We start from the raw sequence: 18,743 nt of genomic DNA, 5'->3' as shown, positions 1-18,743 counted from the left end.
CGCATTACTGCCCACTCAACATGACTGTTTCAATTTTTTTACGGTTAAATTGCTTATGAAGAGCCCATAAAGTAATAAAACCGATGATCCCTAATAAGAACCAAGGTAATTGTGGCATATTCCATTGGTGGCCAATATCGTACATCCAGCCCCCACCGGTATAACCGACAGCTCCCCCTAAAGCAAGGCCTAAGCGGCTAAAGCCCATATAGCTCCCACGAGCTCTTGGGTCAGCAAGTGACGCACTTAATGTTTCTCTAGCGGGGTCAGCGGTGATTGTGCCGAGATAAAAGAGGCAAATAAGGGCAAATAGCGTATTGAGTGAGGTTGTCATGCCAATTGGAAACATACTCAGGCTCATTAAAAATAGCCCAGCCATGAGCCGGTGTTCAAGGCGAAAATATTTTTCACTCCAACGTGCAATGGGATAAAGCAACGTTAAGGATATCGCAGCTTCAATAGCATACATCCATTTGACTGCGGTTGGCGTACCGGCTAACTCATTGACAACAATAGGGAACATTAGCATTACTTGAACTGACAACATAAAATAGCCCGCTAAAGTGACAACGTAACTCACAAAGCGTTTGTCTTTTAGTACGCGGCCCATACCTTCTTTGATGGGAGTTCTGACGGTTGAGATCCGATAAGCAGGTAATAACCATGCATTACAGATGGCAGCAATGATAAAAACCGCAGCGCCAACCCAGCAAACATAATGGAAGTCATATTGTAGTAGCCAACTTCCAATCAACGCACCGATAACAGCGCCAGCACTGTCTTGCATTAAGAGTAAAGAATAAAAACGGCCGCGTTCATAAGGGCGGGTCAATTTAATCACTAAGGCTGTCCGTGGGGGATCAAATAAGGTGCCACCCAGAGCAGAAAGTACGCAAGATAACCATAAAACCCAAGGGTCATGGGCCACTGCCATCACCGCAAAACCACTGGCGCGCAATAACATTCCAATGACAATCATGGGTTTTGCGCCAAATCGGTCAGCAATAGCACCGCCAAAAATCCCCAAACCCTGTTGAACAAACTGACGAAGTCCTAAGGCAAAACCCACCACGACGGCAGCCCAACCCAGTTGATCAACAAATCGAATAGAAATTAGTGGAAAAACAACAAAAAAGCCGAGGACAACCAACATGTTGTCAAGCAAAAGGAAATACTTACCAAGGCTTCTTGCCCGTGACACCTGCGCCATGAGACACCATCAGAAAAATAGCAAAGAGGGAATGTTTTTTTAAATTACGTATCAATAATATCAGTATATTGCGGGGTAATAGATGATATATTTTTATCGATAAATATTCGTCATACTTCACTCTGTGACGGTGTTGACTGCGTTCGGCTACTTGGGTCACATAGTTATGTATGCTGCACAACGAAGAAATCTAGTGATGTATTGGTATTTTAATTTACGTAATATGTTTTTCGTCAACGCATTGTAAGCTACACTTTAGCGTTCTAAGTTATTGGCTTGGAAAGAGAGAAAATATCTGGCTTTTTATTAATTAAGGGTTAACGATGTTTGGTTATCGTTCAAATGTACCAAAAGTGCGACTTGTCACTGATAGAATGGTTATCCGTTTGACTTATGAACGTGATAACTATCGGCTAGCTGATTATTACAGCCTGAACAAAGACTTTTTAATTCCGTGGGAACCCATCAGGGACAAATCTCATTATCAGCCAGCAGGTTGGCAGAATCGGTTACAAGTCATGAATGAGCTGCATCGGGAAGGCAGTGCTTTCCATTTCGTACTATTAGATAAAGAAGAAAACGAAGTGATGGGAGTCGCGAATTTTAGTAATGTATTGCGTGGCTCATTTTATGCATGTTATTTAGGTTATTCTCTCGGTGAAAAATGGCAAGGTCAAGGTCTAATGTATGAGGCACTAACCCAAGCGATCCGTTATATGCAGCAACACCAAAAAATGCATCGAATTATGGCAAATTATATGCCTCATAATATGCGTAGTGGTAATTTATTGACCAAGCTTGGCTTTGAACGGGAAGGCTATGCAAAGCAATACTTACAAATCAACGGTGAGTGGCGTGACCATGTATTGACGGCACTGACCGATAACACTTGGGCATTGAATAAAGCCTAAATTCCTAATTTACTTTTCAATCGTAGTCAGTTGCAGTGCACACTGTTAAACTGATGCGATTGTATTCTTTTAGTTTATCAATCATGAATTTATTAAAATCATTGGCGGCAGTAAGCTCCATGACCATGATGTCTCGTGTGCTTGGGTTTATTCGTGATGCCATTATCGCCCGAGTGTTTGGTGCTGGAGCCGCGGCTGACGCCTTTTTTGTCGCCTTTAAATTACCGAATCTTTTACGTCGAATTTTTGCTGAAGGTGCCTTTTCACAAGCCTTTGTTCCAATATTAGCGGAATATAAAAACCAGCAGGGAGAAGAGGCCACCCGTACATTCGTCGCTTATATTGCTGGGATGCTAACCCTCGCTTTAGCGATCGTAACTATCCTTGGTATGATTGCCGCCCCTTGGATCATTTATGTCACCGCACCTGGTTTTACCGATGATGCTGACAAATTTGCGCTGACGACAGATCTTTTACGAGTCACATTCCCTTATATCTTTCTGATCTCACTGGCCTCTCTTGCAGGCGCAATCCTGAATACTTGGAACCGTTTTTCGGTCCCTGCATTTGCGCCAACGTTGCTCAATGTCAGTATGATCATTTTTGCTGCTTTCGCTGCTCCTTACTTTAACCCACCCATTATGTCATTGGCGTGGGCGGTGTTGGTTGGCGGTGTTTTGCAACTTGTCTACCAACTACCCCATCTTAAAAAGGTGGGTATGTTAGTGTTACCACGCCTGTCATTTCGTGATAGTGGGGTTTGGCGTGTAATGAAAATGATGGGGCCAGCAATTATCGGGGTTTCAGTCGCGCAAATTTCTTTAATTATCAACACAATATTTGCTTCTTTCTTACAATCTGGTTCAGTGTCATGGATGTATTACGCGGATAGACTAATGGAATTGCCATCTGGGGTACTTGGTGTGGCCCTTGGGACAATTTTATTACCATCATTAGCGAAAAGCTTCACGAGCGGCAACCAAAATGAGTATCGCCAATTAATGGACTGGGGATTACGCCTTTGTTTATTACTTGCTCTACCTTGTGCGTTAGGGTTGGCAATACTCGCTGAAGCATTAACGGTATCATTATTTCAATACGGTAATTTCACAGCACATGACTCATTAATGACGCAATACGCTTTAATTGCCTACTGTGTAGGGTTAACAGGCATGATTTTGGTGAAAATTTTGGCGCCAGGTTTTTATTCGCGCCAAAATATTCGTACGCCAGTGAAGATTGCGATTGTCACTTTAATTTTAACCCAATTGATGAACTTAGCCTTTATTGGCCCTTTACAACATGCTGGTTTAGCCTTATCTATTGGGTTAGCTGCATGTTTTAATGCGGGCGTTCTCTATTGGCAGCTGCGTAAGCAAGATATTTTTCAGCCTTTAGCCGGCTGGAAAGGGTTCATATTTAAATTATTGATAGCGTTAATTGTAATGGGCGCTGTGCTGTTTGGTGTTTTACACTTCATGCCTTCTTGGCAAGACGGTAATATGTTGATACGTATGCTACGTTTGATAGGCGTCGTGATTATTGGTGCTGGAAGTTATTTCGTAGCTTTATATGTACTGGGGTTCCGCCCTCGTGATTTTATGAAACGTAGTGTTGCCTAATTAATAAGCCGTCAACGACCTTAAAAGCCCAATTTTAATGAGAAAATTGGGCTTTTTTATCTCTGTAATCTGCGTCGTTAAGGAAAAAATAACCATAGATCTGTTTCCTTCAATTTCTAGTGAGTTCTTAAATTAATGCCCATAGTAACTGAATTATTAATTTCAAAATTATTTTATGAAATTTCAATTAATTGTTTTTATTGATAAAAATAATAACCTACTCTATTTTTGGGGTACATTGACAGGGTTGTTGTTACAACAATCAAGTGACAGGGAGATATTCAATTCATTGAATATAAAAGTGGAATCTATTGATTCCGCTTTAGTTGGGTTAAGTGATATTGCCGAATTGACAGGACTAACTCGTCAGGCAGTGGCTTTATTAAAAGATAGTGCTCGAGGGAAAGGCCATTTTCCAGCACCCGTACAACGCTTGAATGGCGCATCGCCGTTATGGGACTTGGCGAGCGTTGCTCATTGGTTACAACAGAATAACCGGTTGTCGCATAACCCTGAACTTTATGAACAAGCAAAAACACTTTGCAAATGGAACTTAGTACTCCGTAATTGCGCGAATGAATATATCGATGAATTGCAAAAACTACCATCAAAGTTAGCAAAGCAACGCAAACAAAAACGGCTCACCGAAGTGAACCGCTAATAGGCTATTTATTGGTTTGATTACATTCTTTCAACGGTTTCAATACCTAGAGTGTCTAAGCCCGTTTTTAACGTTCTTTGGGTTAATGCAGCCAATTTCAAGCGGCTTTGGCGTTGGGCTTCGTCATCAGCTGACAAGATAGGGCAGTGCTCATAGAAACCAGAGAATAAACCGGCTAATTCATACAAATAAGCACACATAACATGAGGTGTGCCATCACGTGCAACAGTGAGAATGGTTTCTTCAAACTGTAATAAACGTGTTGCAAGTGCAATTTCACGCGGATCTTGTAATGAAATAGGCAGAGTGAGGTCTGCGTGGGTTAAATTGGCTTTCTTGAAAATAGAAGCCACACGAGTATACGCATATTGCATATACGGCGCGGTATTTCCTTCGAAAGCTAACATGTTATCCCAATCGAAAATATAGTCAGTCGTTCTGTTTTTGGACAAGTCAGCGTATTTAACGGCGCCAATACCGACAACATTTGCGACATTGAGCAATTCATCTTCAGGCATATCTGGGTTTTTCTCACGGATCAGCGCTTGAGCGCGTTCAACAGCTTCATCCAGCAAGTCTGATAAACGAACGGTACCACCGGTACGAGTCTTAAACGGTTTACCATCTTTCCCTAACATCATCCCGAACATATGGTGCTCAAGCGCCATCGATTCAGGGATGTAACCTGCTTTACGGACGATGGTCCATGCTTGCATCAAATGTTGATGTTGGCGTGAGTCAATATAGTAAAGAGAACGGTCAGCGTGCAGGGTTTCGTAACGGTATTTAGCACAGGCGATATCGGTTGTTGTATACAAGAAGCCACCATCTTTTTTCTGGACGATCACGCCCATAGGTTCGCCTTCTTTATTTTTGAATTCATCAAGGAAAACAACCGTTGCGCCTTCACTCTCAACAGCTAAACCTTTAGCTTTTAAATCTGCAACAATACCCGGTAGCATGCTGTTATATAAGCTTTCACCCATCACGTCATCTTCGGTCAATGTGACATTTAAGCGGCGATAGGTTTCTTGGTTTTGTTGCATGGTGATATCAACCAATTTGCGCCACATTTGGCGGCAATATTCATCACCGGATTGCAATTTTACAACGTAGCCACGAGCACGTACTGCGAACTCTTCATCTTCGTCGTAGTGTTTTTTAGCTTCGCGATAAAACTCTTCGAGGTCAGCAAGCGCCATATCGGTGGCATCTTCATTTTGCACTTTTTCAAGATAGGCAATTAACATGCCAAATTGCGTACCCCAATCACCGACGTGGTTGGCACGAATGACTTTATGACCAATAAATTCTTGGGTACGTGCAGCTGCATCACCAATGATGGTTGAACGCAAATGACCCACGTGCATTTGTTTTGCAACATTAGGCGCTGAATAGTCAATGACAATTGTCTCAGGCTTGACTGGCGCGACGCCTAGGCGTTGTGAGGCTAATGCCTCTTCAACGTGTTTTTCAACCCACGTTGGCTCAAGGAAAATATTAATAAAGCCAGGGCCGGCAATTTCAACTTTGCTGGCAATCCCTTCCAAATCTAAGTGATTAACAAGCTGTTCAGCCAGTTGTCGCGGAGCTATCCCCATTTTTTTAGCCGCGCCCATCACTCCATTCGCTTGGTAATCACCAAACTGAGCTTTAGCGGATTGACGCACAAGTGCATCACTGTCTTCTGGAGCACCCGCTGCTAACATCGCAGCACTAATTTTATCTGAAAGAATCGCCTGAATATTCACCGAATTACCTTAAATTGCGAACCATAGTTACCACATTGTGCCATCACATGCGTATAACTAAAAGGTTGAAGAGAAAAATCGGCAGGTTTTATACCATATTTTGGGGCTCTCATGCTACAGTCTGCGCCATTGTTTAGTAGATAAGTTTTTGTAAAGAGGGGGCTTTAGATGCCACAATTTAGCAAAATTTCGCAATTACAAGATTTATGGGATGACCTACCTGTGTTTATGGATAAATTACAACAGTTAGCGCAGGAACTGAACTTATCATTGTCATCTTTTCCGATAGATCATATCTCGGTGCGTTGCCATCATATGGCAACCGCAGAACGTTGGCATCAAGGGCTAATGGAATGCGCTGAGCTTTTATCTGACAATGTTATCAATGGTAGGCCAATTCGTTTATATGAGTTAAGAGAGCCATTAAATGTCGCGGGTCAAGAGGTATTTATTATTGAGTTGCCTTTCCCAAAAGACAAAATTTACCCGAAAGAAAGCTGGGAACATATCGAAATGGTGATTGATATTGATCCGAGTCAACTAGAAACCACAGCATTTCAGTTATTACCAGATCCTTTACCCCAAGGGTATCGTATTAAGGTAAGCCAACCCAAAGGGCAGCAAGAAAGGTTGCCAAATCCAACATTAGCAGTGTCAAATGGCGAAATAACGGTTAAATACCATCCTTTTACGCTAAAAAAGATAATTGAAAGTGAAAAATAAGTGATGCAATTAACGTTATTGATTAATAGTACAGGTTAACTTTTAGTGATGTGATATCCATCCGATAACATTTTTTAATAAATGGCATTATTAAGCGAATTGTTAACGTTTTGGATTAAAGCGTTTCATTATTTTTGGGCACATAAAGCCAGTGTTTTATTGCTCTATTTCGGAGGTCGTAATGGCAAAACTGGAAATCTGTTGTTTCGGAATTGAATGTGCCCAAGTGGCTCAAGAATATGGTGCAGATCGTATCGAACTCTGCTCTGGCGCTGCAGACGGTGGCCTGACCCCCAGTTATGGTTACCTGAAATTAGCCAAAGAGAAACTACATATTCCAGTTCATCCTATTATTCGTCCTCGCGGTGGTGATTTTTGCTATAACATTAGCGAATTTGACGTGATCCGCGAAGATTTAATTATGATTAAGGAAATGGGTTTTTCAGGTGCCGTTATCGGTATATTAGATAGCGAAGGGCGTATTGATATCAACAGAATGCATACGTTGATGGAAATAGCACAAGGGATGAATATTACCTTCCACCGAGCATTTGATATGTGCATTAATCCATTGTTAGCTTTAGAACAATTAAAAGAGCTCGGTGTTGCGCGTATTTTAACTTCTGGGCAGCAACAAAGTGCAGAGTTAGGTTTACCACTTCTAAAAGAGCTACATGAAAAAAGCCAGCAAATTAATGGCCCACAAATTATGGCGGGTGCGGGAGTGCGTTTAGCCAATTTAAGTAAATTCATGGAGATTGGCTTATCTGAGGTACACAGTTCTGCAGGGAAAACGGTGCCATCAACCATGAATTACCGTAAAGTAGGGGTCACAATGGCCTCTAATAGCGAAACGGATGAATTCTCCCATTATTGTGTGGATGGCCCTACGGTAGAAGCGATGAAAGACTTTATTTCTATTACAGAAAAAGTGTTGGTTTAATTGCCGCTAGCCACAATAGGCAGCTTGACGATAGAAATTTAAATAGATTGTTATTCTCTAAGGAAAATCAATTAGTTGGTTTTCCTTGTTATTTTTCAGTCAACCAATGGCTAGTTATCATTAAAATATCAGCTAAGTAAATTTATAATATTGTTTATTTGTCATTAATAGCTCAATTATTGCTTGTATTGATACACATCAATTAACCCTTGTTTTTATAAGGTTACCATCTAATTACTATAAGAATACTCAGTAATTCAATTTATAATAATTAATGAGGTAGCAATGTAATGATCAATAAAATCAGGGAAAAAGCGCTGAGTCGGAGACAGTTTATTCAAGCCTCTGCCTCTGTCGCCACGACAACGGCTATTGCCAGTTCCATCTCTCTACCTTTTTCCGCTCAAGCAACACCCACCATCACAATCCAACCAGATGAAGTCAGCGAAAAAATCAAATACAGTGCGTGCTTAGTCAATTGTGGTAGCCGCTGCCCACTCAAAGTGCATGTAAAAGATGACGTTATTACGCGCATATCGAATGAAACCATGTATGACGACACCCAATTTGGCTTACATCAAATACGCCCCTGTTTGAGAGGGCGCTCTGTTCGTTGGAAAACCTATAACCCAGACCGCTTGAAATACCCATTATTGCGTACCGGTAAACGGGGAGAAGGGAAATTTAAACGGATCAGCTGGGATGAAGCGACGACGATTGTGGCTCAAAAGCTGCGCTCAACTATTGATACTTATGGCAATGAAGCCATTTACTACCAGTATGGTTCAGGATCTACCGGTGCTAATTTGCAGGGACGTAATGCCTGCAAGCGTCTATTAAACCAACTAGGTGGGTTTCTTGATCAACATGGAACTTACTCAACAGCACAAATAAACGGTGTTATTCCATATGTCTATGGCAAGTTAGATGATTCATTACTGTCTGAAATAGCCAATAGCGATTTAGTCGTGATGTTTGGCCATAATATTGCGGAAACGCGGATGTCCGGTGGTGGTCAGTTCTACGAAACCTTAAAAGCATTAGAAAAAAGCCAAGCTAAAGTCATTATTATTGACCCGCGTCGTACTGATAGCGTAACAACGCTAGGCGCTGAATGGATCCCGATTTACCCGGGCACTGACGGAGCGCTTGTGGCTGCGATTATCCATACATTAATTAAAGAACAATTGACGGATGAGGCCTTTCTAGCGAAATACTGTGTAGGCTGGGATAGCCAGACACTTCCTGAGTCTGCGCCACAAAATGGCTCATATAAGGATTATATTTTAGGACTTGGTGATGATGGTATTGAAAAAACGCCGCAATGGGCAAGCCAAATTACAGGCGTTTCGCCCACTCGTATTATTCAATTGGCTCGTGAGTTGGGTAATGCAAAGGCCGCGTGGATTTCTCAAGGCTGGGGATTGCAAAGAACCGCCTCGGGAGAACAAGCGGCTCGAGCTGTGATGATGTTGCCGATTGTCACGGGGCATATTGGACGCCCAGGAACGAATGCGGGTGGATGGGGAGGCAACGTAGCGTACTCTGTGCCTGGTTTTGCTATCCCGAACCCAGTTAAAACGCAGATCCCGTGCTTTATGTGGACTGATGCGATTGCACGCGGAACCGAAATGACCGCGACAAATTCAACACTACTCGGTAAAGAGCGCCTTGAAACTAACGTGAAATTTTTATGGCACTATGCAAGTAATGTCACGGGTAATCAACATTCTGATTTGAACAAGACCCATAAAATTTTAACGGATGAGTCCCTATGTGAATTCATTTTAGTTTGGGATACGCATATGACGCCGTCGACTAAATATGCGGATTTGATCCTACCCGATGTGACCAGTGTTGAATCGAATGATTTAATTAATAATTCGTATGCAAGCGGTGCTTACCATTATGCTATTCGTCTACAAAATGCGATTACGCCATTATGGGAGTGTCGCCAATCCTATGATGTTTTAACCGATATTGCTGAAAAACTGGGGATTAAAGACCAATTTACCGAAGGTCGTACTCATGAGCAGTGGATAGAACATTGCTATAACTTGATGCGAGAAAAAAATCCCCATTTGCCAACGTTTGAAGAAACGAATGACATGGGAATTGTTGATAGAAAATTGGCGGATAGTGCTGATTATATTGCATTAAAACCATTTAGAGATTCGCCTGAAACTGCGCCATTACCAACCCCATCGGGTAAAATCGAAATCTATTCAGAAAGGCTCGCTAAGATAGCAAAAGAGTGGGAATACCCGACTGACCAGCGAATTCCTGCGGTGCCTGAATATTGTGTAAATACGGAAGGCGTTGAAAATAAAGAAACTAAACAGAAATATCCGCTGCAAATGACGGGGTATCACGATAAAGGCCATGCGCATTCATCGTATTTTAATATTGCGATATTACGTGAAGCCGTGCCTCATCAATATTGGATTAACCCAATTGATGCATCGGCTCGAGGTATTCAGAGTGGCGATATGACTGAAATTTTCAATGATCGTGGACGTATGCATATTAAAGCGAAAGTGACTGAGCGTGTATTACCTGGTGTCATTGCGGTTCCGCAAGGTGCTTGGCGGGAAGTTAATGAGGAAGGGGTCGATATTGGTGGTTGTATCAATACATTAACCACACAACAACCCTCAGCTCTTGTTAAAGGGAATCCACAACATACTAACTTAGTTGACGTGAAACGTGCATAAGGAGCGACAAATGAAACAGTATGGTTTTTATTTCGACTCAACAAAATGCACAGGATGTAAAACGTGTCAGGTGAGTTGTAAAGATGAGAAAGACCTTGATTTAGGGCCTAAATTTCGTCGGGTATATGAGTTTGGTGGTGGTAGTTGGCAGCAGCAAGAGGGGATATGGCAGCAGAATATTTATAACTACTATCTATCAATTTCCTGTAATCATTGTTCTAACCCAACATGTGTTGAAGGTTGCCCAACAGGGGCGATGCATAAACGTGAGCAAGATGGGTTAGTCGTGGTAGATCAAACCATTTGTGTTGGATGCCGTTACTGCGAGTTACGCTGTCCATACGGCGCACCGCAGTATGACGAAAAGAAAAAATTGATGAGTAAATGCGATGGATGCTATGAACGTGTCGAAAAAGGGATGAAACCGGTGTGTGTTGACTCCTGTCCACAACGTGCATTGGATTTTGACGATATCAATCTTCTACGTGAGCGTCATGGCAATATTAGCGGGGTCGCCCCCATGCCAAATCCGTCTCTTACTCATCCTAACATTGTGATTAAGCCGCATAAAGATGCTAAACCTTGTGGTGAAAAGAGCGGTAAATTACAAAATCCAGCAGAGGTATAATATGCACGAACTTCCACTCGTTTTTTTCACCGTATTGGGGCAGTCAGCGGCAGGTTTATATTTGTTGGCGTATGCAAGTCGAAAACTGGGCATGTTGAGCGAAACCCAATTGCGTCATTCCAATATAGCGGCATTTGTCATTATGATCATTGCGCTAGCCATCGGTGGGCTACACGTTGGGCAGCCTCTGCGCTTCTTTAATATGCTTTTAGGTGTAGGCCGTTCACCAATGAGTAATGAAGCTTTGCTTAGTGGTATTTTTGTTGCTTTTGGGGCAGCAACTTTATTATTCACCTTGTTTATTAAAAATAAAGCGCTGAGTGAACTGTGTAATGTTGCCACGGTTATTTTTGGTTTGGCATTCGTATGGTCAATTCCTCAAGTGTATAATATTGCCACGGTAGCGAACTGGTTTACTGTTTTCACGACATTACAAATGTGGATGACACTGTTAGTGGCTGGTGGCGCATTAGCGATTTTATTCGGCTCTCTGCGCTTGGGGGCGATGGCATTTTTGATTGGCTCAATTATGATTTTTGCCACTCGTGCAGCTTATGTCGCATTTTTAGGTGAGACAGGGCCTGAAATTAGTGCCGAACAAGCAGGTTTTTGGAGCTTCCAGTTAGTCGTATTAGCGGTGATGCTGTTTGTTTATCCGGCTCTGTTGTATCGCGGAAAAAATTCATCCGTCATATTAGGTCTCGGTGCGCTAGCGGTTATTTTAGCGGAGTTATCCGGTCGAATTGCCTTTTATAATTTGTGGCAAATAACAATGTAATCGCTTGTTAATTACTATGATAATAAATGCCTATGACTTGATTGCCATAGGCATTTTATCTTTATGGCTTACGAGCAACTAAAATTGCACGTAGTGGTGCGGGGTAACCTTCGATAGTTTTAGTTTTATCATTTGGGTCTAAAAATTCAGCCAGTGAATCTGTTTTCATCCACTGTGTGCGGCGTTGCTCTTCCAAAGAGGTGACTTCTTGGTCAACAATTCGCACATCAACAAAACCACATTTTTCTAACCAAACTTTGAGCATTTTAGCGGAAGGAATAAAATAGACATTACGCATTTGGGCGTAACGGTCACCGGGGATCAAACACTGAAATTCATCCCCCTCAATAACCAGGCTCTCTAATACCAATTCGCCTTCACTCACTAATTGGTTCTTAAGTTGCCATAAATGGTCGAGCGGTGAGCGGCGGTGGTAAAGGACACCCATTGAAAATACGGTGTCAAATGCCTTCAATTCGGGCAGTTGTTCGATACCTAAAGGCAATAAGTGAGCACGTTGGTCATCACCTAATAGTTTTCTGACGGCTTCAAATTGACATAAAAATAGTTCAGTTGGGTCGATACCAACAACAAATTTGGCATCTTGCCCTAACATACGCCACATATGGTAGCCACTGCCACAACCTACATCTAAGACATAACGGTCTTTGAGTGATGAAATATGAGGTAGTACGCGATCCCATTTCCAGTCTGAGCGCCACTCAGTATCAATATTCACGCCATAGAGAGAAAAAGGGCCTTTACGCCATGGCATTAATTGTTCAAGAATATTATTCAGACGTCGCGTTTCGCCAGCAGTGAGCTCGGGTTCACGCGTTGCTGTCACGCTATTGCGTAAATCCAAATGGGTAGGCGCCATAACAGGTAGGTTATCTAGCATTTTTTCCCATGAGGAAAATCCACCGTGTAACCCTCGTTTTTTCCATTCTGAAAGTTGTGCCGGAAGCGTTTCAAGCCAATGGCTTAGAGGGCCAACTGCAATTTGTTGGTAAAAACGACCAAAATCAATCATGTCTAGGCCTCTTTAACCGCTAACAGTGAACCAAAATTAAAGCACTGGAACCAAACTTCACAGTGAGTAAAACCGACACTTTTTAAACGCGCTTTATGGGCTTCAACAGAATCTGTGAGCATCACATTTTCTAACATACTGCGTTTTTGGCTAATTTCTAATTCACTATAGCCATTCGCCCGTTTGAAGTCGTGATGCATATTGAACAATAACTCACCGATTTCCTTGTCTTCGAAGTTGAATTTCTCCGAAAGCACTAAAATACCGCCGGGTTGTAGCCCTTGATAAATCTTACTGAGTAATAATTGGCGATCTTCTGGGTTGAGAAACTGCAAGGTGAAATTGAGCACAACCATGGAAGCGTTTTCAATATTTACATCACGAATATCGCCTTCGATAACATCAACTGGTGTGTCGGCACGATACGCATCAATATGGCGGCGGCAACGTTCAACCATTGCAGGGGAGTTATCAACAGCAATAATTTTGCTTTTTTCTACTGTAATATTACGCCTTATCGATAAGGTTGCAGCACCTAAGGAACAGCCTAAATCGTAAACATGGCTGTTGGGTTTGACAAAACGACCCGCTAGCATGCCAATCATCGTAATAATATTAGAGTACCCTGGCACGGAGCGTTGGATCATATCAGGGAATACTTCAGCAACTTTTTCATCGAATTGCCAGTCACCAAGGTTAGCGATAGGCGCAGAGAAAAGGCGGTCTTTTGAGGTTGGATCCGAATTTGACATAAGTTCTGTATTAAGCAAAAACAAAAGTAGTGGAGGATTGTATCAGAAAGGCAGTCTACTGAAAATCAATCCATAAGCAATGAAATAATAAGCGGCACATTAATAACTCGTGCCGTTACAGAGAATAAAAACTAAAGATTAAATGAAACGATCTGCAGCCAAGGTAGGTAATAGGTATTGGCGATAACCATCAGTGTCATCGCGAGGTAAGTGGCTACCATGCCGGAGCGACGATATGAGTGGTCATGATTTTTCAAGCCGTAAGAGTGCAGTAGTCGGCCTGCAATTAAGATCAAACCACAAATATGAATCATCCATACTTGGGCGCCATTCATTTCCATTAAGAGCAATAAAATTAAAGCAATGGGAATGTATTCGATGGCATTACCATGAACGCGGATGGCGGTTTGTAATTCATAAAAACCGCCATCGCCATAGCCTATACGGTATTGGTTACGCAGCTTCACAACATTTAAGGATAATCTAAGCAGCAGTAAGGCACCCAGTACAGCATACAAAGAGCTGACCATTTTTTACTCCACCATAAAACGAATCAAACTATGAAAACACCTAAAAATATAAGTTATAGTAATGGGTATTGACAATATTTTGTGAATTGTAAATCCTAAAAAGCTGTTAGACAAATGAAATCACAACTTTTTTGAGTCAGTCTTACACTCTATTTAATCAAACCTTCTTTTTTTAAGCGAGTTAAAATAGTCACCGCTGTGCTTGAGCAACGAGGTAAATCGTGAATGCTAAACCAGTCTAATTCTGCAATCTCAGCAGCGGGTTGTGGCTCCCCAGTATAGTCGGCAAAGTAACAACGAATACGGACGAGTGTTCCATCTGACTTACCGTCCGCTGGGCCAATAAATTCGCCATAAAACCGGATAGAGCCGACAATTAAGTCTAGTTTTAATTCTTCAGAAATCTCACGGCAGAGCGCTTGCTCATCGCTTTCACCTTGCTCACGTTTTCCACCGGGTATATAAAATAAACTTTTGTTATGGGAACGCACCATTACAATTTTGTGTTCGGATAAGGTGATTAACCCAAGCTTATCGATGATTTTAACACTCATAATAGGGACACTCTGTTATTTATCGATGCTTAAAGAATTATGGTTATAAGCGAGTCATTAAGTAAACTGATAAAATTACTTAATGACTTAAACTATATTGTTTAAAAATTATTTTTTCTCAACGATTTTTACCAATTCATAACGAATACTAGGTGCATCAGCGGGTGGGTTTGGTACATCGAATTGCTTCACTTGCAAGGTGTAAGTGTAGCCAGGTTGGTATTCGAAACCTTGAATTGAGCTATAAAAAAGTTGCCAATCATCATTTGGATTTTCTTTCACTTTCATACACTTCATTGGGGCGACACCCATGCAATCAGCAAGTGAAGAATCAACATAAAACGTTTTTGTATTATCAGTCTCTGCGGGGTTCATATTTTGGCATCCTGCAAGTAATACGAACATGGAAGTAGCGAGTAATAATTTTTTCATTGGCAATCCTTAAATAGCAGATGATGATGAATTCAGCGTGTATCTATAGATTGCGATTATAGCAAACTGAAAAAGGTAACGATTCCGAAATAGAAATATTCATGATTAAAGCGATATTTATTAACCAATAATTGAATTGGAATACATTAAGTGGTGATATTTCACTCAAAAAGGTATCGAACTAATAAAATAAACCTTTGCTGCAATATGTACATGGTGCAGATAGTCCCTTAAAATTGATAGGGTCATCGTGATAGACGTCTATCTCGTTATTCAATTTTATTGTTGTTGATTAGAAAAACAATAATTGATGAAAATATGATTAAAAACAAAATGGTTTACGCGTTATGTAGAATACGTAACTATTTGTCTAACAGAATTTCCTGTATAATGTCTGCCTTTTTGACATTCTGAATTTTCAGCCCGTGTTTCGCAGATAAATAGGGTTCAGCAAAATGCCAAAATCCCGCAGCAAGCAAAAGCACAACAGCTGAGTAAAAGGATATTGTATGCGTACTAATTATTGTGGGCAGTTAAACATCGCTCACGAAGGCCAAAAAGTCACTCTTAGTGGATGGGTAAACCGCCGTCGCGACTTAGGTGGTTTGATTTTTATCGATATGCGTGACCGTGAAGGGATCGTGCAAGTTTTCTTCGACCCCGATCGTAAAGACATATTTGAAAAAGCGTCAGAACTGCGCAATGAGTTCTGTATCCAAATCACAGGGACTGTACGCGCACGTCCAGATAGCCAAAAAAATAAAGATATGGCAACGGGCGAAATCGAAGTTTTTGCTGAAGAACTGAATATTTTCAATAAGTCAGAGCCGCTACCATTAGATAGCAACCAAACGAATACAGAAGAGCGTCGTTTAAAATATCGCTATTTAGATTTGCGCCGCCCAGAGATGTCTGAGCGTCTGCGCACACGTGCCAAAATCACCAGCTTTGTTCGTAGCTTTATGGATAACGAAGGGTTTTTGGACGTTGAAACGCCAATGCTAACCAAAGCAACACCAGAAGGTGCTCGTGACTATTTAGTGCCAAGTCGTGTTCATAAAGGTAAATTCTACGCATTACCGCAATCACCACAACTGTTTAAACAATTGTTGATGATGTCAGGCTTTGACCGTTATTATCAAATCGTAAAATGCTTCCGCGATGAAGATTTACGTGCAGACCGCCAACCTGAATTTACTCAAATCGACGTTGAAACTTCATTCATGACCGCAGAACAAGTGCGTGAAATCATGGAACGCATGATCCGTAACTTATGGTTAGAGGTTAAAGGCGTTGATTTAGGCAATTTCCCCATCATGACCTTTGCGGAAGCTATGCGTCGTTATGGTTCAGATAAACCAGACTTGCGTAACCCGATGGAGCTGGTGGATGTTGCTGATATCGTTAAAGATGTTGAGTTCGCGGTGTTCTCAGGTCCAGCGAACGATCCGAAAGGCCGTGTCGCAGCGCTGAAAGTGCCCGGCGGCGCAGCAATGACCCGTAAGCAAATCGACGAATATGGTCAATTTGTTGGTATTTATGGCGCAAAAGGCTTAGCTTGGATGAAAGTCAATGAGCGCGCTAAAGGCCTTGAAGGTATTCAAAGCCCGGTCGCAAAATTCTTGAATGAAAACGTGATTAACCAGTTACTAGACCGTACTGGCGCAGTTGATGGCGATATCTTGTTATTTGGTGCGGGTGCGAAAAATGTGGTGACCGACTCTATGGGCGCATTGCGCTTGAAAGTTGGCCGTGACTTTGAAATCACTAATTTGAATAGCTGGCAGCCACTATGGGTGATTGATTTCCCTATGTTCGAAGAAGATGGCGAAGGCGGCTTAACGGCGATGCACCATCCATTTACATCACCTAAAGACTTCACACCAGAAGAGTTAGCAAGCAAGCCTGAAGAAGCCGTTGCTAATGCGTATGATATGGTCATCAATGGTTACGAAGTTGGTGGTGGTTCAGTCCGTATTCACCGCAACGAAATGCAACAAACCGTATTTAGTATTTTAGGTATTAATGAAGAAGATCAACGTGAGAAATTTGGCTTCTTATTAGATGCGTTGAAATATGGCACCCCACCACACGCAGGTTTAGCATTTGGTCTTGACCGTTTAGTCATGTTGTTAACAGGAACGGATAACATTCGTGATGTTATTGCCTTCCCGAAAACAACAGCGGCAGCTTGCTTAATGACGAATGCACCGAGCCATGCGAATCCAGATGCACTAACGGAACTCGCTATCGCGGTGGTTGCGAAAGACGAAGAGTAAGTTCAATGAAAAAATATAAGCGCCCGGAATCTGTATTAGTCATTATTGTGGCTCAAAGTAGTGGGCGGGTGCTTATGTTACGACGTAAAGACGACCCAAACTTCTGGCAATCAGTGACTGGCAGTTTGGAGCCTGATGAAAAGCCGTATGAAACGGCGTGTCGTGAAATTAAAGAAGAAACCGGTTTTGAGGTTGAACAAAACCAGCTACAAGATTTGTCGCACAGTATCATCTTTGAAATTTTCCCGCATTTCAGGCATCGTTATGCACCTGATGTTACGCATTGCAAAGAACATTGGTTTAAAATGGTGCAAAGTGAAGAAAAAATGCCATTACTGACGGAACACAGTGAATTTCGTTGGCTAGCCCCCGATGAAGCAGCGAGCTTAACGAAATCCTGGAGCAACAGTCAGGCTATTTTAGAATTTGCTGTTTAATTATTTATTGACGTTTTTTGGAGATATTTCATGGCAGGTCATAGTAAATGGGCCAACACCAAACACCGTAAAGCGGCACAAGATGCTAAACGCGGTAAAATTTTCACTAAAATTATCCGTGAATTAGTGACTGCAGCTCGTTTAGGCGGTGGTGATCCCGCAACTAACCCGCGTTTACGTGCGGCTATAGATAAAGCATTATCTAACAACATGACCCGTGACACCTTAAACCGTGCTATCGCACGTGGTGTTGGTAATGATGAAAATGATAATATGGAAACCATCATTTATGAAGGTTATGGCCCAGGCGGAACGGCTGTTATGGTTGAATGCTTAAGTGATAACCGTAACCGTACTGTTTCTGAAGTGCGCCACGCATTCACTAAAACGGGTGGTAATTTAGGTACAGACGGTTCCGTTTCTTACTTATTCACTAAACGTGGCGTGATCACTTATGCACCAGGCGTTGATGAAGATGCCATAATGGAAGCGGCATTAGAAGCAGGCGCTGATGATGTTGAAACTTATGATGATGGTGCAATCGATGTTTACACAACGCCAGAAACGTTTGGTGAAGTGAAAGATGCATTAGATGCTGCGGGTTTCACCAGTGAAGCTGCAGAAGTATCGATGATCCCATCGACTAAAGCGGAGTTAGATGCAGAAACGGCACCTAAATTATTACGCCTTATTGATATGTTAGAAGATTCAGATGACGTACAGGAAGTTTACCACAATGGTGACATTTCTGACGAAGTCGCTGCCACACTGTAAGTCGTGAGGCA

At 41.9% G+C, this 18,743-nt stretch carries 18 protein-coding genes; 11 read left to right on the top strand and 7 right to left on the bottom strand.

What is annotated here, in order from left to right; genetic code table 11:
- Positions 1 to 4 precede the first annotated feature (4 nt).
- Positions 5 to 1,210, bottom strand: coding sequence for a multidrug efflux MFS transporter MdtH (gene mdtH / locus PSF42_RS07355; RefSeq protein ID WP_248468369.1), 1,206 nt, complete (start codon positions 1,208 to 1,210; stop codon positions 5 to 7).
- A 323-nt stretch (positions 1,211 to 1,533) separates the two neighbouring features.
- On the opposite strand from mdtH, the gene rimJ reads away from it, so the two are divergent.
- From rimJ to PSF42_RS07340, 3 genes are all read left to right on the top strand, one after another.
- Positions 1,534 to 2,121 (top strand): ribosomal protein S5-alanine N-acetyltransferase, encoded by a 588-nt coding sequence (gene rimJ, locus PSF42_RS07350; RefSeq protein WP_272679735.1) that lies wholly within the window; start codon positions 1,534 to 1,536, stop codon positions 2,119 to 2,121.
- Between the two features lie 83 nt (positions 2,122 to 2,204).
- Positions 2,205 to 3,743: a murein biosynthesis integral membrane protein MurJ gene (gene murJ, locus PSF42_RS07345; RefSeq protein ID WP_272679734.1), complete on the top strand. Its 1,539-nt coding sequence runs from the start codon at positions 2,205 to 2,207 to the stop codon at positions 3,741 to 3,743.
- Between the two features lie 175 nt (positions 3,744 to 3,918).
- Positions 3,919 to 4,404, top strand: a complete 486-nt coding sequence (locus PSF42_RS07340) for a helix-turn-helix transcriptional regulator (RefSeq protein WP_272679733.1) — start codon at positions 3,919 to 3,921, stop codon at positions 4,402 to 4,404.
- 20 nt (positions 4,405 to 4,424) lie between these two features.
- Here PSF42_RS07340 and argS read toward each other — a convergent pair whose 3' ends face one another.
- On the bottom strand, positions 4,425 to 6,155 hold the full coding sequence (argS, locus tag PSF42_RS07335) for an arginine--tRNA ligase (RefSeq protein WP_125891067.1): 1,731 nt from the start codon (positions 6,153 to 6,155) through the stop codon (positions 4,425 to 4,427).
- Between the two features lie 168 nt (positions 6,156 to 6,323).
- Here argS and PSF42_RS07330 point away from each other — a divergent pair, with 168 nt between their 5' ends.
- From PSF42_RS07330 to PSF42_RS07310, 5 genes are all read left to right on the top strand, one after another.
- Positions 6,324 to 6,878: a VOC family protein gene (locus PSF42_RS07330; protein ID WP_272679732.1), complete on the top strand. Its 555-nt coding sequence runs from the start codon at positions 6,324 to 6,326 to the stop codon at positions 6,876 to 6,878.
- Between the two features lie 181 nt (positions 6,879 to 7,059).
- Positions 7,060 to 7,821 (top strand): copper homeostasis protein CutC, encoded by a 762-nt coding sequence (cutC, locus tag PSF42_RS07325; RefSeq protein ID WP_125891069.1) that lies wholly within the window; start codon positions 7,060 to 7,062, stop codon positions 7,819 to 7,821.
- A gap of 290 nt (positions 7,822 to 8,111) precedes the next feature.
- Positions 8,112 to 10,535, top strand: coding sequence for a DMSO/selenate family reductase complex A subunit (locus PSF42_RS07320; protein WP_213912793.1), 2,424 nt, complete (start codon positions 8,112 to 8,114; stop codon positions 10,533 to 10,535).
- Positions 10,536 to 10,545: 10 nt separating this feature from the next.
- Entirely contained in the window at positions 10,546 to 11,163 is a 618-nt protein-coding gene (locus PSF42_RS07315; RefSeq protein ID WP_125891071.1) for a DMSO/selenate family reductase complex B subunit, read from the top strand.
- A 1-nt stretch (position 11,164) separates the two neighbouring features.
- Positions 11,165 to 11,941: a dimethyl sulfoxide reductase anchor subunit family protein gene (locus PSF42_RS07310; RefSeq protein ID WP_248468372.1), complete on the top strand. Its 777-nt coding sequence runs from the start codon at positions 11,165 to 11,167 to the stop codon at positions 11,939 to 11,941.
- A gap of 61 nt (positions 11,942 to 12,002) precedes the next feature.
- On the opposite strand, the gene cmoB is transcribed toward PSF42_RS07310, so the two are convergent.
- The 5 genes from cmoB to PSF42_RS07285 all read right to left on the bottom strand — a co-directional run bounded on the left by cmoB (position 12,003) and on the right by PSF42_RS07285 (position 15,242).
- Entirely contained in the window at positions 12,003 to 12,974 is a 972-nt protein-coding gene (cmoB, locus tag PSF42_RS07305) for a tRNA 5-methoxyuridine(34)/uridine 5-oxyacetic acid(34) synthase CmoB (RefSeq protein WP_213912791.1), read from the bottom strand.
- Between the two features lie 2 nt (positions 12,975 to 12,976).
- Positions 12,977 to 13,726: a carboxy-S-adenosyl-L-methionine synthase CmoA gene (gene cmoA / locus PSF42_RS07300; protein ID WP_125891074.1), complete on the bottom strand. Its 750-nt coding sequence runs from the start codon at positions 13,724 to 13,726 to the stop codon at positions 12,977 to 12,979.
- Positions 13,727 to 13,857: 131 nt separating this feature from the next.
- The gene (locus tag PSF42_RS07295; protein ID WP_125891075.1) at positions 13,858 to 14,256 is read right to left on the bottom strand and encodes an MAPEG family protein; all 399 of its coding nucleotides are present in this window, start codon (positions 14,254 to 14,256) and stop codon (positions 13,858 to 13,860) included.
- A gap of 149 nt (positions 14,257 to 14,405) precedes the next feature.
- Positions 14,406 to 14,810 carry an NUDIX hydrolase gene (locus PSF42_RS07290; protein ID WP_272679731.1) on the bottom strand — a complete coding sequence of 135 codons (405 nt, stop codon included), beginning with the start codon at positions 14,808 to 14,810 and terminating at the stop codon, positions 14,406 to 14,408.
- A 108-nt stretch (positions 14,811 to 14,918) separates the two neighbouring features.
- Entirely contained in the window at positions 14,919 to 15,242 is a 324-nt protein-coding gene (locus PSF42_RS07285) for a DUF4377 domain-containing protein (protein WP_272679730.1), read from the bottom strand.
- A 509-nt stretch (positions 15,243 to 15,751) separates the two neighbouring features.
- Here PSF42_RS07285 and aspS point away from each other — a divergent pair.
- From aspS to PSF42_RS07270, 3 genes are read left to right on the top strand one after another with little or no spacing between them, the layout of a single operon-like run.
- Entirely contained in the window at positions 15,752 to 17,521 is a 1,770-nt protein-coding gene (gene aspS, locus PSF42_RS07280) for an aspartate--tRNA ligase (protein ID WP_272679729.1), read from the top strand.
- 5 nt (positions 17,522 to 17,526) lie between these two features.
- On the top strand, positions 17,527 to 17,958 hold the full coding sequence (gene nudB, locus PSF42_RS07275; RefSeq protein ID WP_125891079.1) for a dihydroneopterin triphosphate diphosphatase: 432 nt from the start codon (positions 17,527 to 17,529) through the stop codon (positions 17,956 to 17,958).
- A gap of 30 nt (positions 17,959 to 17,988) precedes the next feature.
- Entirely contained in the window at positions 17,989 to 18,732 is a 744-nt protein-coding gene (locus tag PSF42_RS07270) for a YebC/PmpR family DNA-binding transcriptional regulator (RefSeq protein WP_125891080.1), read from the top strand.
- Positions 18,733 to 18,743: the final 11 nt, after the last annotated feature.

Source organism: Providencia sp. PROV032, assembly GCF_028484875.1.
GTDB classification, from domain to species: domain Bacteria; phylum Pseudomonadota; class Gammaproteobacteria; order Enterobacterales; family Enterobacteriaceae; genus Providencia; species Providencia rettgeri_E.
This window is presented reverse-complemented; position numbering and strand designations above follow the sequence as displayed.